The following is a 13,096-nucleotide window of genomic DNA, read 5'->3' as shown; positions in this document are numbered from 1 at the left end:
CATGATGCCTGTGAAGGATTCGATAAGCCAACTGAGTATCAGCCTTGCCGATGTGGCCGCAGCGAGGGAGCGGGTGCGTGAGGCGATCTACTACTCGCCCTGTCCGCACTCGCAGATGCTGTCTGCTCTAACGGGGCAGCAGGTGTATTTGAAGCTGGAAAACCTGCAGATGACGGGCTCGTTCAAAGAGCGCGGGGCGCTGAACCGGCTTGCGCTGCTGACGCCGGAGCAGGCTGCACGGGGGGTGGTCGCTGCCAGCGCGGGGAACCATGCACAGGGCGTTGCCTATCATGCGACGAAGCGGGGGATTCGTGCGCTGATCGTGATGCCGCTGGCGACGCCGCTGGTGAAGGTTACGGCGACGCGGGGATTTGGAGCAGAGGTGGTGCTGCACGGGGCCAACTACGACGAGGCTTGCGAGGAGGCTACCCGACTCTGCGAGGCGGAGGGAATGACGTTTATTCATCCGTTCGACGATGCGATGGTGATGGCGGGGCAGGGCACGATTGGGCTTGAGTTGCTGGAGCAGGTGCCTCAGCTGGAGGCGGTGGTGGTGCCGATCGGCGGCGGCGGCCTGATTGGCGGGATCGCCTGCGCGATCAAAGAGTCGCGGCCCGAGATTCGCGTGATCGGGGTGCAGACGTCCAGATTGCCTTCGATGGTGGAGGCGCGGACGTTGGGTCATCCGGTGACGCTGGAGGCCTCGACCACGATTGCTGATGGTATCGCGGTGCGGCGTGCGGGAGATGTCACGTTTCCCGTGGTCGAGCGGTATGTCGATGAGATTGTCACGGTGGACGAAGATGAGATTGCTTCGGCGATTCTTGTTCTGCTCGAGCGCGAAAAGACGCTGGCCGAGGGTGCGGGAGCGGCGGCGCTGGCGGCGTTATTGCAGAAGAAGACGACGTTGAACGGGGCGCATACCGCGGTGATGGTGTGCGGCGGAAATATCGATGTGACGTTGCTGAGCAGGATCATCGAACGCGGCCTGGTGCAGGATGGAAGGATGATCCGGCTACGGATTCACCTGCTGGATAAGCCCGGGGCGCTGGCGGAGCTGACGCTGTTGATTGCGAAGTACCGCGCGAACATCGTGGATACGCTGTACAACCGGGCGTATTACGGTGTGAACCTGGGCGATACGACGATCGATATCACGATGGAGACGCGCGGGCGAGAGCAGGTAGAGGAGTTGCTGGCTGCGATGACTGCCGGCGGTTACAGGTACAGCCAGGTGGTCTAGCGATCTGGGCTTGGCGTCTGGGCCGGCGCTTTGGCGGTCAGGCCTTTTCGTAGTGGAAGTGAAGCTCCTGCTCGCTCGCTACGGGCTGGCCGTCTTTGGTGGCGGGGTGGAAGGTCCACTGCTGGACGGTTGCGATGACGTTTTCGTCGATGCCGTGACCGAGGCCACTGGTCATCTTGATGTCGGCGATCTTGCCTGTGGTGTCGATGACGATGTCGAGGATGACGTCGCCTTTGGTGCCGCGGGGAAGGGCGGTGAGGTCGGGTTTGGGCGTGGGAAAGTAGCTGAGCAGGGCGATGTTGATGTTGCCCGAGCCGAGGGAGTCGGCGCCTGCGGCAGAGTCTGGCTGGGTGGAGGCTGGGGAGCTGATGTTGGGAGAGGCGGTGGCGTCTTTCGGCTTTTGCGTGGGTGTCGTTGGCAGCGGAGTGGTGGATTGGGCCTGTCTGGGCTGGGTTTTGGGGTTGGGGGCGGAGGTTTGTAGCGGGGCCTTGCCGGGGGAGTACGTCAGCAGGAGATTGGTTCCGTGGGGGCTGCCGGGTAGGCGGATGGGGGCGATCCATGAGGCGCTCTGGTGGATGAGCGCGGCGAGGAGGAGCAGATGGAGGAGGGAGGAGGCCAGGGCGTAGTTCGGCGTGCGGCGTGGAGCTGTGACTGGTTTACCGTTGGTGTCCATGCCTCCTCCTTTCTCTTTTTCTGTCATGTGACCGCGATGCGATTGTGGTTAGACGCGGGTAAAGGTGGTCTGTTGTTTTTCTTCGTGGCGTTCGGCGGCAAGGGCTATGAGGCGGTCGATGAGTTGTCTGTAGGGCATGCCGGTGGCCTCCCATAGCTTGGGGTACATGCTGATGCTGGTGAAGCCGGGCATGGTGTTGATTTCGTTGAGGTAGATGCGGGCGGGTTTTGATTCCCTGCCCTTCTTGTTTACAACTGCTGGATCCATGAGGAAGTCGACGCGGGCGAGGCCGGCGCAGTCGCAGGCGCGGAAGGCGGCGATGGCCATCTCGCGGATCTGTTTTGATTCGGACTTGGAGAGCTTGGCCGGGATGATGGGGATGGAGGTGTCGGAGTGGTACTTGGCGTTGTAGTCGTAGAACTCGGCGCCGGGGACGATCTCGCCGACGACGGAGGCTTCGGGGGAGTCGTTGCCGAGGACGGCTACTTCGAGTTCGCGAGGCTTTGCGCCGGGGCCGCCGACTCCCTGCTCGATGATGAGCTTGCGGTCGTAGCTGGCGGCGAGGTCCATGGCGGGTGCGAGTTCGCTGCGGTCGTGAACTTTGCTGATGCCTACGGAAGAGCCTAGATTCGCGGGTTTTACGAAGACGGGATAGTCGAGCTTCTTTTCGATGCGCTTGATGCAGCGTTTGGCGTCGGCCTTCCACTCGCTGCGCAGGAGGTTGACGTGCGGGGTTTGCGGCAGGCCGGCGGCGGCGAAGAGCTGCTTCATGGCGGACTTGTCCATGCCGGTGGCGGAGCCGAGGACGCCGGAGCCTACGTAGGCGATGTCGGCTAGTTCGAAGAGGCCCTGGATGGTGCCGTCTTCGCCGAAGGTACCGTGGAGGACGGGGAAGATGACGTCGAGGGATTGGGCGAGGGAGCCGTTCTGCTGGGCGAGATTGGCGCTGGCGCGGAGTTCGATTGATTCGGTGGTGGCGCGTTTCTTCTGGATTGGCGCGGGTTTTGTGTTACCTGCGAGGAGGTGCTGGGCGGCGGCGGAGGTGAGCCACTGGCCTTGTTTGGTGATTCCTATGGGGATTACTTCGTATTTTGACTGGTCGATGGATTTGAGGATGGAGGCGGCGGAGAGGAGGGAGACCTCGTGCTCGCCGGAGCGGCCACCGAAGAGGATGCCGACGCGGAGTTTTTTGGGGGAGGGCTTGCTGGTCTGTTTGGTCTGCTTCTTTTGTTTCGTCGTTTTCGTCATGGATAGGTACAAGTCTCTCCTAAATTTGGAGGGTTCCGCGGAAAAAAAAATGTTGGGTATCGAAGTGGTCTTTTGCTGGGGGTTTTGCGAATTCTGGTGTGTTTTGTAGTGGTTTTTTGTGGTGAAGTTGTGGTGATTTGCGTGGCTGATGTGGTGTTTTAGCCGTCACTTTCGAGGTCGAAAAAATACGCCAACTTTTTGTAAGATTTTTTCAGGGATTTGCACCGGGCGCGTGGTGGCTCTGCGGCTCCCTGCATCTTCTTTTTTATGGGTTCCCTGCTCGTTCTTTTTTATGCCGGACCGTCGACGCAAACCCGAACGCACTACTCCGCACAGGGACAAGATCTGCAAGACGTGTGGGCGCAGCTTTGCGTGGCGCGAGAGGTGGGCGCAGGACTGGGATGTGATCAAGTACTGCAGCGATGAGTGCAGGGGGTATAGGCCGGGGGAGTTGGACGCTGAGCTTGAGGCGGCGATCCTTGAGCTGCTGGCGGAGCGGGGGCAGGATAAGACGATCTGTCCGTCGGAGGCGGCGAAGGCGGTGGGTGGGCTGGAGAGTCGGCGGGACTGGGAGGGTCTGATGGAGCCGGCTCGGGCTGCGGCTCGGCGGTTGGTGGCTGCGGGGAGGATCGTGGTGACGCGTCATGGGCACATGGTTGATCCTTCGACCGCGAAGGGAGCTATTCGTTTGCGGTTGCGTTGAAGTTTACGGTTGCGGGGCGAATTTAGATCGGCCGCGTTTTATACTCCGGGGATGGATATTGAACGGATTCGCAGCTATCTGCTGGGTCTGCCGCATGTGCTTGAGACGGCGCAGTGGGGTGGGCTTGTCTTTTGGGTGGGAGATAAGGCGATTGGCGGCAAGATGTTTGCGATGATGCGACTGGACGAGAACGAGAGCCTGGAGCGGAGTGAGAAGAGCCGCGTGATCTCCTATTCTGCAGGGCCGGAGCGCTACTCGGAGTTGATTGAGGTCGATGGAATTTTTCCTGCTCCTTATTCGGCTCGTATTTTTTGGGTCGCGGTGTCTGGTTGGGATGTGTTTCGCAAGACGGAGTGGGAGCGGGAGCTGAGTGCGGCGCATGCGCTTACGCTGGCGAAGCTGCCACCGAAGGTTCGGGCGGTGCTTGAGATGCCTGCGGCTCAGCAGAAGCGGTTGATCGCGGAGCGGAGGAAGTTGTTGGCTGCGAAGGCTGCTAGAGGACGGTGAGCCTAGAAGCTCTGTCCTGCCGGACTGGCGCCCTGCGCGGGCAGCGGTCACTTCGTGACTTGTATACCCCTTCGGTTGGCGCTCCCGTTGGTCGCGAGCCATCTTTCTTCCGGCCAACGGGAGGACCCACCGCATTGCTGCAACTGCGGAGATCAGCAGACCTTCGCGGCCCCGACCGGAAGCTCCTGTCCTGTAATGAGGGAACGGCGTCTCACTAAATGCTCTGATAGCTTTGAGAGCCATAGCTCCCAAGGAAAGGAAAAAAGACTCCATTGAAGCCGCCAACGAATCGTCGTTTCGAGTATCAGGTTGAATACTCGTTTTGTGAACGTAGCTTCCTCAGAATGCTTGCGCAGCTGATTTAGAAGAAGGAAAAAAGAGAGTACCCGCTCGAAGTGGCTAAACTCGGGCCCTTGGAGCCAGGGTAAAAGATTCGCACCCAGTGGCATATCCATCCATTCCTGCAGGGTCTTCGGTTCTACCACTCCCAGTTCGCGAAGCTGAGGCCAAATAGGAATTCCGGGGTAGGGGGTGAAGATGTTGGGTGAGAAGCGCATGTTGCCGAATCTTCTACCGATATCGCTCATGGTTCGGAAGGTAATCAGCCGATCCTCATCGGTTTCGCCAGGATAGCCAAGGATGAGATTGAAGGTGACGCGAATGCCGGCCAGGCTCGTCTTGCGCGCTGTCTCGTACATCTCGTCGACGCGCTGGTGCCGCTTATTCATCAGCTTCAGTACGGCTTTCGATGTGGACTCTGTGCCAAAGCCCATATGAGTGACGCCGCTGTCAGCCAGTAGTTGAACCTCTTCCTGACTCATGCGGCAGATAAAATCGGTAGAGGCCTGAAAGGTCCAGGTGAACTTTACGCCTGAGTCACGAATGCCCTGAGCGATGGCAATCGCCCGCCGCAAATCGACGGGAAAGTTGGAGTCGAGCAACGCGACGTGGGTAATACCATACTGCTTGACAAGCCCAGTCAACTCTCCAACGACATGCTCCGCTGAATATGCATTGAAGCGTCGCTTATAGACCACCATGTCGGTGCAGTAGTTGCATGCATACGGACAGCCTACGCTGGTTGCGTAGGCCAGCTCTCGTTTTCCGGAGGCCTTTTCATAGGCATCGAAGTCGATTAGCTCGTAGGCGGGAAGAGGAAAGGTGTCGATTGGTTGCACGCGCCGTTCGAGGTTTTCGATCAGGCGGCCGCCCTTCTTCCAGGACAACCCCTGAATGAAGTCCAGAGGCTTGTTGCCGGCAAGCGCCTCTGCAAGCTCGACGATCGTGATTTCACCCTGCCCACGCACCACCACATCGACGAACTCTTCTTGAAGAGTCGACTCCGGACAGAGTGTAGGATGCCAGCCGCCAAAGACGACGCAGACATTAGGCGTATGTTTTTTGATGTGTTGGGCAGCCTCGATCGCACCGCGAATCATTGGGCCGGTTAGCACAGAGATACCTATGCAAAGGGCGAATTGGCATTCTTCTTCAATACGCAACAGATAGTTGGGCTCGATCGCCGCATCAATCAGGACAACTTCGAATGACGCGGCTCGAAGAGTACCAGCTAGAGCAAGAAGTGAAAGGGGCGCTCCAAGAGGTGGTCCGTCGTATGGCGGATAGAAGAGGACGACCTTTCCACGTGTCATCATGGCTGATCGGTACCACACTTTCCATCTGAGGATCGGTCGCTAAGCACAGAGACGTGTCAGCCTGGTGTAATCGTGTTGTAAGCAGATTGTCATCGGTGTCCTGCATCGCGCATGTGGCTGTAATTATGAAGCATGTCGCGTATCTCGAGGACTGCACTAACGCCTGGGCCCTGTTATGCACTCCTGTGATCGGCGGCAGTCTTTTTCGCGGAGGACGAGTTGCTATGAGTCTCTCGGATCCTGTCGTACACGAAACTACGAACTCTCCAATGCAGGAGAGACGGTCTGCGTCGGAAGATGATTGGTTAGGGGCTCGCAGTCATCCACGAGTTCAGCCTGCTTATTTCGATTCGAAGGCCGATTGTTGGATACTGAGCCGTTACGCCGACGTCGTTGCAGCACTTCATTCTCCCGAGCTCTTGTTGGTCGGCCCTTCGCACAAGAAAGGCGAGTTGATAGTCGATGAAGATGCCAGACTTGGTATGAGATTAGAGACACGCGAGGCACTTTCGTCAAAAGTATTGCGCTCGGTGCGAAGACAGATGTTCGAAGATGCCAGAGCGCAGCTTGCAAGTCTCCACTGGGGACAGCCTGTTGATCTGATCAAGGATTACGCAGAGCCTGTCTGCCTTGCGCTTGCGCTGCAAGTGACGCAACCCTCCTGTAATGACATCGACTCGCTCAATCAGTTGGCCAGGCAGGTCTCCGCCTCGTCCGCCGACCCCTTTGCGCTTGAACTTAAATCAAGATCCAAGGCGGCCTCTGCGGCGTTGTGTCCTTACTTTGCCTCAGGCCCAATGCCTTTGCGTGAGTCTGGTTTTGTGGCACTCTCGCAGACCATGGTGCACCTGCTGGGGAATGTATGGTTCGGGCTCATCAATCATCCTGAAGAATGGAGTCGTCTTCATTGCCAACCTGCTCTGATTGCACGAGGGGTAGAGGAGTTGTTGCGCTTTGCTGGATTGACGCGATTTGTCTATCGACGAGCCCAGGCAGATACGATGGTCAACGGAATCTGCATTCGCCATGGAGAGCGGCTTACGCTACGCATCTTCGCAGCGAACCGAGACCCTGATCGCTTTTCCAATCCAAACGAGGTGTCTGTCATGCGTCGGGGCCTGGGACAGGTCAGCCTTGGCGCTGGGCGGCATGCATGCGTCGGGGCACCACTTATCCGCACCGCCACTGTTGCCGCCACCTACACGCTCGTCGAGCGTCTTCCAAAGGTGCGCCTTCTCTCGCCTATAAGCTGGCGCGGTGGCGATGGCTTCCGATCGCCCTCCTCTTTACCTGTCGTCGCTTCTCTGTAAGAGATTGCAGCCACGTAAGTATCGCCACACGATTCAGCGCGTATCGAGAAGGGCCATTGGATTGGTACTGATAAGTCGGCTTGTCGTCGCGGACGTCTCGTTGCTACCATGCCAGCCATGAACAAAGTTGCGCCATTCCTCTGGTTCGATGACAACGCGGGAGAAGCCGCCGAGTTTTACCTCAGCGTCTTCCCGCATGCGCGCAGGCTCGATGAGCTGCGTTCGAAGGGCGTCGGTCCGTGGCCCGTGGGCAAGATTGCCACGATCACGATCGAGCTGGAAGGCCAGGAGATGGTCTTTCTCAACGGCGGCCCTGCGCATCAGCTCAACCCGGCCTTCTCGTTCTTCGTCCGCTGCGACTCGCAGGAAGAGATCGACGGCTACTGGGACAAGTTGATCGAGGGCGGCAAACCGATGGCCTGCGGCTGGCTGACAGACCGCTTCGGCCTGTGCTGGCAGATTGTGCCACGCAATATCGGCGAGTTGATCAGTCACCCCAAAGCGATGGAGGCCATGATGGGGATGGTCAAGATGGACCTGCCCGCGTTGGAAGCCGCTGCGCGCGAGAGCTGATGAGAACGGAGTTGCTGCGATTCGACGGCGCCGTCGAACACGATCCCTCCATCGATGCTTGGATGAAAGAGCATGGCGGGGAGTTGGGATTCATCGCGCAGGAGTGGTTTGAGAGGATGCGACGATGCGGGGACGAGGTCCGGGAGCTTGTGCATGACGGATGTCCGGTGGCGTGTCTGGGAGATGCGCCGTTCGGCTACGTGAATGTCTTCGCTTCGCACGTCAACGTGGGATTCTTTCATGGCGCAGCGCTGGCGGATCCGGCGCGCTTGTTGCAGGGCACCGGCAAGTTCATGCGCCATGTGAAGCTACGACCGGGAACGGCAACAGACGCCGCATCGCTCGGCAGGCTGATCGAGATGGCGTACTCGGATATAAAGGCTCGCGTAGAGAACGGGTAGGCAACAGCCGCGGAGGTAGCTAGGCTCGGCGGCCGTCTGAAGTGAAGATTCCTTCGAAGGCTGGCCAGTAGGCCCAGATGAGGAAGAGCTCGAGGAGGGTGCAGAACAGGCCCATGCCGATGCCGGACGGCGCCAGGGTGATGTGAAAGACGAGGATGTTGACCAGGATTGGGCCTAGGATCACCAGGCCTACGGGGACGTAGCGGCCTACGATCAGCAGGATGCCAGCGATGGTGTAGAGGAGGCCGTGGAAGGTGAGCCAGCCGTGGGTGTACATGAGGGTGGCCATGACTCCGGCGTCTCCGGGGATGGTTTGCATGGGGATGAAGTGGAAGAAGGCGTTGAGACCAAATACGAGAAAGACTAGTCCAAGCAGGATGCGTGCGATGAGGACGGCGATTTTCATAGGCGGCTAACTCCTTCGAGGGGATCTGGTAGAGAATTCTCTGTGTGTGGTTGAATGGCGTCAAGAAGAATCATGGGATGTGTCTAATCTATGTTGAATAGCGGTAGCTCTGGTGTCACGATGTCGCTGGCCGGGAGGGTTGCGCTGATTACGGGCGGCTCGCGCGGGATCGGCGCGGCGACGGTGCGGATGTTTCGGCAGGCGGGGGCGAAGGTGGTCTTCAACTATCGGTCGGCGGCGAAGGAGGCCGAGGCGATTGTGGCGGAGTGCGGCGGCCCTGAGGTGTGTCGCGCGGTGGAGCAGACACTTTCTACCCCGGAGGACGGTGCGGCGCTGGTGCGCGCTGCGGTGGCGGCGTTCGGGCGGGTGGATTGCGCGATTCTGAATCATGGCGTGTGGCCTGCGCAGGATGCGCCTATCGCCGAGATGACGAGTGCACAGTGGCGTTTGACGATGGGGACGAATCTGGATAGCGTGTTTGGGGTGGTAAGGGCTGCTGTGGCCCAGATGAAGGTTCAGCCGCAGACCGGCTCTGCGCGTGGGCATATTGTTTTGATCAGCTCTACGGCAGGGCAGAGGGGCGAGGCGTTCCATGCCGACTACGCGGCTACGAAGGGGGCGCTGATCAGCTTGACCAAGAGCCTTTCGACGGAGCTGATCGGCGAGGGGATTTATTGCAACTGCGTTGCGCCGGGGTGGGTGGCGACCGATGCTTCGGCTGGGGTGCTGAACGATCCAGAGGTCTCGAAGAAGCTGCTGTCTCTGATTCCGCTGGGGCGTCCGGCGCATGTGGAGGAGATTGCTGCTCCTGTACTTTTTCTTTGTACGCCGTTCGCTGGGTTTATCTCGGGCGAGATCTTCAATGTGAATGGCGGCGCGGTGCTGGTGGGATGAGTGGAGTCTCGATGAAGCAGATTGTGGTTAGAATCGGCGTTGCGGTTGGGCTTGGATTGAGCCTTGGATTGGGGACGACTCAGTCGCTGTGGTCGCAGGCCAGCGAGATTCCCAGCGCTGCTCCGGTGACGCCTGCGGGACAGACGCCGGAGCAGCGTGGACACAAGCTGCTGGATGAGATGGTGGAGGCGCTGGGCGGGGACGCATGGCTGCATCGGCGCAATATGCGCGAGCTTGGGCATGTTGGGCGCTTCTTTCGGGGCACGCCGACGGGCATCGTGATTGACTTTACTTCGACGCGCCAGTTTGCGACGGCGAATCGGTTCGAGGCGCTGCGGGTGGGATTTATTACGGACAAGAGCATTCTTCTGCCGGGGAAGAAGATCGATATTGTGCAGATATGGACGGCGGGCAAGGGGTACGAGGTGACCTACAAAGGCCGGACCGAGCTGCCGAAGGATCAGGTGACGGACTTTTATCGGCGGCAGGAGCACTCGGTGGAGGCGGTGGTGAATACGTGGCTGAAGGCTCCGGGCGTGGTGGTGGTGTATGAAGGGACGAGCATGGTGGAGCGGCAGCTGGCCGAGAAGGTCTCGATTCTTTCTGCGGAAAACGACGGGGTGACGCTGTACCTGGATGCTACGACGCACCTGCCGCTGCGGCGTACCTTTGAGTGGAGGAATGAGACCTTCAAGGACTTCGACGAAGACGCGGAGGAGTATGCGGACTACCACACGATCCAGGGGCTGCCGACGGCGCTTACGATCAGCAGATATCACAATGGGGATCTGGCGAGTCAGACGTTTCTGCTGAAGGTGGAGTATGACGTGGATGCTTCGCCGGATATGTTCAATCCGGATGTGTTGTTGAAGAAAAAACAGTAAGAAAAAACAGTAAGAACGACCGGGCCTGAGTAGACTCTGTGCAGACCAAAGGAGCGAGACGATATGAAACGGAAGTTCGCAAATATTCTGGAGACAGTGGGGAATACGCCTGTGGTTCGCATCAACAAGCTTGCGCCGCCGGATGTGGATCTGTATGTGAAGGTGGAGGCGTTCAATCCGCTGGGGTCGGTGAAGGACAGGCTGGCGCTGGGCGTGATTGAGGACGCGGAACGGCGCGGGACGCTGAAGCCGGGGCAGACGGTGATTGAAGCTACGAGCGGGAATACGGGCATTGGTCTGGCGATGGTGTGCGCACAGAAGGGGTATCCGCTGGTGGTGGTGATGGCGGAGACGTTCAGCATTGAGCGGCGGAAGCTGATGCGGTTTCTGGGGGCGAAGATTGTGTTGACGCCGGCGGCGGAGAGGGCGGTGGGAATGATCAAAAAGACGAATGAGCTGGCGGAGAAGCATGGGTGGTTCAGGACGCTGCAGTTTGAGAATGAGGCGAATGCGGAGATGCACTCGCGGACGACGGCGCAGGAGATTCTGAGGGATTTTGAGGGCGACCGGCTGGACTACTGGGTGACGGGGTTTGGTACGGGTGGGACGCTGAAGGGAGTGGCGCGGGTGCTGGCGGAGAAGCGTCCGGAGACGAAGATTGTGGTGTGTGAGCCGGATGCGGCGCCGATGATCTCGAGCGGGGAGGCGCAGCCGCGGAATGCGGATCGGACGCCGTCGGGGAGCCACCCGGCGTGGACTCCGCACCCGCAGCAAGGGTGGAGCCCGGATTTTATCTCGAGCCTGACGCAGGATGCGATTGATGACCACAGGATTGATCAGGTGCTGCGGATTGGGAACGCCGATGCGATCAAGTGCAGCCAGGAGTTGGCGCTGAAGGAGGGGATCTTCGTGGGGATTACGTCGGGGGCGACCTTTGCCGGGGCGCTGAGGGTGTGTGCGGAGGCGGCGAAGGGCTCGACTGTGCTGTGCATGCTGCCGGATACTGGGGAGCGGTACCTGAGTACGCCGCTGTTTGCGGATATTGCGGTGGATATGACGCCGGAGGAGCTGGAGATCTCGCGGTCGACACCGGGGGCGCAGCTGCAGGGGGCGGGGTGAGTCCTGCCGGACGGGCCCGCTACGCGCGGGGCGATCACTTCGTGACCCCTTCGGTTGGCGCTCCCGTTGGTCGCGGAGATAGCAGTTTCGTTCGATTGGCGTGGTTCGGCGTTTATACTCATCCTTGCCATGAGTGAGACTACGACGGATCAGATTGCCGACGAACAACCAGCGGCACGCACTACGATGGACATTCTCGAGATCATGTCCCTGCTGCCGCACCGCTATCCTTTTTTGCTGATCGACCGCGTGGTCGAGATGGAGCGTAAGCAGCGGATTGTGGCGATCAAGAATGTGACGATCAATGAGCCGCACTTTCAGGGGCACTTTCCGGACTACCCGATCATGCCTGGGGTTTTGATGGTGGAGGCGATCGCGCAGACGGGTGGGGCGCTGCTGCTGACCGAGATTCCCGACCGCGACCAGAAGCTGATGGTGTTTACGGGGATTGAGAATGCGCGGTTTCGCCGGCCGGTGCTGCCGGGGGATCAGCTTCGCATCGAGGTGACGGTGCTGCAGTGGCGGAGCCGAGCGGTGAAGATGCTGGGGAACATCACGGTGGATGGCAAGCTGGTGTGCGACGCTACGGTGATGTGCCAGGTGGTGCCGCGAGTGGTGAAGAAGGCTGCGCCGGAGACTCCGGCAGAGTGAGCATCCATCCGACAGCCATCGTTGCGGCGGGTGCGCAGATTCCTGCGAGCTGCACGGTTGGTCCTTACTGCACGGTTGGTCCTGATGTTGTGCTGGGCGAGGAGTGTGAGCTGGTCTCGCACGTGGTGCTCGATGGGCACCTTACGATGGGACGTGGGAATCGTGTCTTCTCGTTTGCATGCATCGGGATCTCGCCGCAGGATTTGAAGTATGCGGGGGAGCCGACGCGGGTGGAGATCGGCGACGGCAATATGATTCGCGAATATGTAACGATTTCGCGCGGGACCAAGGGTGGCGGGGGAACTACCAGGGTTGGGAGTGAGTGCCTGATTATGGCGTATACGCACATTGGGCATGACTCGCAGATTGGTAATGGATGCATTCTGGCCAACTCGGCTACGCTGGCGGGACATGTGACGGTGGAAGACTATGCGGTGGTTGGGGCGCTGTGTCCGGTGCATCAGTTTTGCAGGATTGGGCGGTACGCTTACATCGGCGGTGGGACGACGATTACGCAGAACGTTCTTCCTTACTCGCTCACCTCTATAGAACGGAACAACCATGCTTACGGGCTGAATAAAGTTGGTTTGGAGCGGCGGGGATTTACGCCGCAACAACTGAAGGAGCTGCGCGCGGCTTATCGCACGCTGCTTGCTTCAAAGCTTAATATCTCCGATGCGCTGGCGGCCATTCGCGAGACGATTGCCTCCGGCGGCGCGGGAGAGCATGTTGCGTATCTCGCGGACTTTATCGCCAACAGCGAGCGTGGGATTATCAAGTAGGCGCTTTAGGTAGTGTCTGGCACAGAGCATCAGATTGGAGTTGGCCC

General features: G+C 59.3%; 15 protein-coding genes. 11 read left to right on the top strand and 4 right to left on the bottom strand.

What is annotated here, in order from left to right:
• Nucleotide 1 precedes the first annotated feature (1 nt).
• Nucleotides 2–1,243: a threonine ammonia-lyase gene (locus HDF09_RS16860; RefSeq protein WP_406704915.1), complete on the top strand. Its 1,242-nt coding sequence runs from the start codon at nt 2–4 to the stop codon at nt 1,241–1,243.
• 37 nt (nt 1,244–1,280) lie between these two features.
• Here the strand turns inward: HDF09_RS16860 and HDF09_RS16855 are convergent, their stop codons facing one another.
• A complete protein-coding gene (locus tag HDF09_RS16855; RefSeq protein WP_183768453.1) occupies nt 1,281–1,916 on the bottom strand; it encodes an energy transducer TonB in 636 nt (211 codons plus the stop codon).
• Nucleotides 1,917–1,964: 48 nt separating this feature from the next.
• A complete protein-coding gene (locus HDF09_RS16850) occupies nt 1,965–3,164 on the bottom strand; it encodes a D-alanine--D-alanine ligase (RefSeq protein WP_183768451.1) in 1,200 nt (399 codons plus the stop codon).
• Nucleotides 3,165–3,456: 292 nt separating this feature from the next.
• Here HDF09_RS16850 and HDF09_RS16845 point away from each other — a divergent pair, with 292 nt between their 5' ends.
• Entirely contained in the window at nt 3,457–3,867 is a 411-nt protein-coding gene (locus HDF09_RS16845) for a DUF3253 domain-containing protein (RefSeq protein ID WP_183768449.1), read from the top strand.
• A 51-nt stretch (nt 3,868–3,918) separates the two neighbouring features.
• A complete protein-coding gene (locus HDF09_RS16840) occupies nt 3,919–4,374 on the top strand; it encodes an MmcQ/YjbR family DNA-binding protein (RefSeq protein ID WP_183768447.1) in 456 nt (151 codons plus the stop codon).
• Between the two features lie 152 nt (nt 4,375–4,526).
• Here the strand turns inward: HDF09_RS16840 and HDF09_RS16835 are convergent, their stop codons facing one another.
• The gene (locus HDF09_RS16835; RefSeq protein WP_183768445.1) at nt 4,527–6,029 is read right to left on the bottom strand and encodes a B12-binding domain-containing radical SAM protein; all 1,503 of its coding nucleotides are present in this window, start codon (nt 6,027–6,029) and stop codon (nt 4,527–4,529) included.
• Nucleotides 6,030–6,298: 269 nt separating this feature from the next.
• Here HDF09_RS16835 and HDF09_RS16830 point away from each other — a divergent pair, with 269 nt between their 5' ends.
• The 3 genes from HDF09_RS16830 (at nt 6,299) to HDF09_RS16820 (ending at nt 8,313) form a co-directional block, all read left to right on the top strand.
• Nucleotides 6,299–7,339 carry a cytochrome P450 gene (locus HDF09_RS16830; RefSeq protein ID WP_183768443.1) on the top strand — a complete coding sequence of 347 codons (1,041 nt, stop codon included), beginning with the start codon at nt 6,299–6,301 and terminating at the stop codon, nt 7,337–7,339.
• Between the two features lie 117 nt (nt 7,340–7,456).
• A complete protein-coding gene (locus tag HDF09_RS16825) occupies nt 7,457–7,912 on the top strand; it encodes a VOC family protein (protein ID WP_183768442.1) in 456 nt (151 codons plus the stop codon).
• Nucleotides 7,912–8,313: a DUF1801 domain-containing protein gene (locus HDF09_RS16820; RefSeq protein ID WP_183768440.1), complete on the top strand. Its 402-nt coding sequence runs from the start codon at nt 7,912–7,914 to the stop codon at nt 8,311–8,313. Before HDF09_RS16825 ends, HDF09_RS16820 begins: the two co-directional genes overlap by 1 nt.
• Before the next feature lie 19 nt (nt 8,314–8,332).
• Here HDF09_RS16820 and HDF09_RS16815 read toward each other — a convergent pair whose 3' ends face one another.
• A complete protein-coding gene (locus HDF09_RS16815; protein WP_183768438.1) occupies nt 8,333–8,719 on the bottom strand; it encodes a DoxX family membrane protein in 387 nt (128 codons plus the stop codon).
• Nucleotides 8,720–8,809: 90 nt separating this feature from the next.
• On the opposite strand from HDF09_RS16815, the gene HDF09_RS16810 reads away from it, so the two are divergent.
• The 5 genes from HDF09_RS16810 to lpxA all read left to right on the top strand — a co-directional run bounded on the left by HDF09_RS16810 (nt 8,810) and on the right by lpxA (nt 13,049).
• Nucleotides 8,810–9,613: an SDR family NAD(P)-dependent oxidoreductase gene (locus HDF09_RS16810; protein WP_183768436.1), complete on the top strand. Its 804-nt coding sequence runs from the start codon at nt 8,810–8,812 to the stop codon at nt 9,611–9,613.
• An 11-nt stretch (nt 9,614–9,624) separates the two neighbouring features.
• The gene (locus HDF09_RS16805) at nt 9,625–10,497 is read left to right on the top strand and encodes a hypothetical protein (RefSeq protein ID WP_183768434.1); all 873 of its coding nucleotides are present in this window, start codon (nt 9,625–9,627) and stop codon (nt 10,495–10,497) included.
• Between the two features lie 63 nt (nt 10,498–10,560).
• Complete coding sequence (gene cysK / locus HDF09_RS16800) at nt 10,561–11,616, top strand: cysteine synthase A (RefSeq protein ID WP_183768432.1); 1,056 nt, start codon at nt 10,561–10,563, stop codon at nt 11,614–11,616.
• A 129-nt stretch (nt 11,617–11,745) separates the two neighbouring features.
• On the top strand, nt 11,746–12,267 hold the full coding sequence (gene fabZ / locus HDF09_RS16795; RefSeq protein ID WP_183768430.1) for a 3-hydroxyacyl-ACP dehydratase FabZ: 522 nt from the start codon (nt 11,746–11,748) through the stop codon (nt 12,265–12,267).
• Nucleotides 12,264–13,049, top strand: coding sequence for an acyl-ACP--UDP-N-acetylglucosamine O-acyltransferase (lpxA, locus tag HDF09_RS16790; protein WP_183768428.1), 786 nt, complete (start codon nt 12,264–12,266; stop codon nt 13,047–13,049). Before fabZ ends, lpxA begins: the two co-directional genes overlap by 4 nt.
• The last annotated feature ends 47 nt before the right edge of the window (nt 13,050–13,096 follow it).

The organism is Edaphobacter lichenicola (genome assembly GCF_014201315.1).
GTDB lineage: Bacteria > Acidobacteriota > Terriglobia > Terriglobales > Acidobacteriaceae > Edaphobacter > Edaphobacter lichenicola_B.
The sequence above is the reverse complement of the archived record's forward strand: the minus strand, read 5'-3'. Positions and strand labels throughout refer to the sequence as shown.

Excerpts from the sequence above, each read along its gene's own strand:
- HDF09_RS16860 (WP_406704915.1), top strand. The coding sequence starts at position 2 with ATGATGCCTGTGAAGGATTCGATAAGCCAACTGAGTATCAGCCTTGCC.
- HDF09_RS16855 (WP_183768453.1), bottom strand. The coding sequence starts at position 1,916 with ATGGACACCAACGGTAAACCAGTCACAGCTCCACGCCGCACGCCGAAC.
- HDF09_RS16850 (WP_183768451.1), bottom strand. The coding sequence starts at position 3,164 with ATGACGAAAACGACGAAACAAAAGAAGCAGACCAAACAGACCAGCAAG.
- HDF09_RS16845 (WP_183768449.1), top strand. The coding sequence starts at position 3,457 with ATGCCGGACCGTCGACGCAAACCCGAACGCACTACTCCGCACAGGGAC.
- HDF09_RS16840 (WP_183768447.1), top strand. The coding sequence starts at position 3,919 with ATGGATATTGAACGGATTCGCAGCTATCTGCTGGGTCTGCCGCATGTG.
- HDF09_RS16835 (WP_183768445.1), bottom strand. The coding sequence starts at position 6,029 with ATGATGACACGTGGAAAGGTCGTCCTCTTCTATCCGCCATACGACGGA.
- HDF09_RS16830 (WP_183768443.1), top strand. The coding sequence starts at position 6,299 with ATGCAGGAGAGACGGTCTGCGTCGGAAGATGATTGGTTAGGGGCTCGC.
- HDF09_RS16825 (WP_183768442.1), top strand. The coding sequence starts at position 7,457 with ATGAACAAAGTTGCGCCATTCCTCTGGTTCGATGACAACGCGGGAGAA.
- HDF09_RS16820 (WP_183768440.1), top strand. The coding sequence starts at position 7,912 with ATGAGAACGGAGTTGCTGCGATTCGACGGCGCCGTCGAACACGATCCC.
- HDF09_RS16815 (WP_183768438.1), bottom strand. The coding sequence starts at position 8,719 with ATGAAAATCGCCGTCCTCATCGCACGCATCCTGCTTGGACTAGTCTTT.
- HDF09_RS16810 (WP_183768436.1), top strand. The coding sequence starts at position 8,810 with ATGTTGAATAGCGGTAGCTCTGGTGTCACGATGTCGCTGGCCGGGAGG.
- HDF09_RS16805 (WP_183768434.1), top strand. The coding sequence starts at position 9,625 with ATGAAGCAGATTGTGGTTAGAATCGGCGTTGCGGTTGGGCTTGGATTG.
- cysK (WP_183768432.1), top strand. The coding sequence starts at position 10,561 with ATGAAACGGAAGTTCGCAAATATTCTGGAGACAGTGGGGAATACGCCT.
- fabZ (WP_183768430.1), top strand. The coding sequence starts at position 11,746 with ATGAGTGAGACTACGACGGATCAGATTGCCGACGAACAACCAGCGGCA.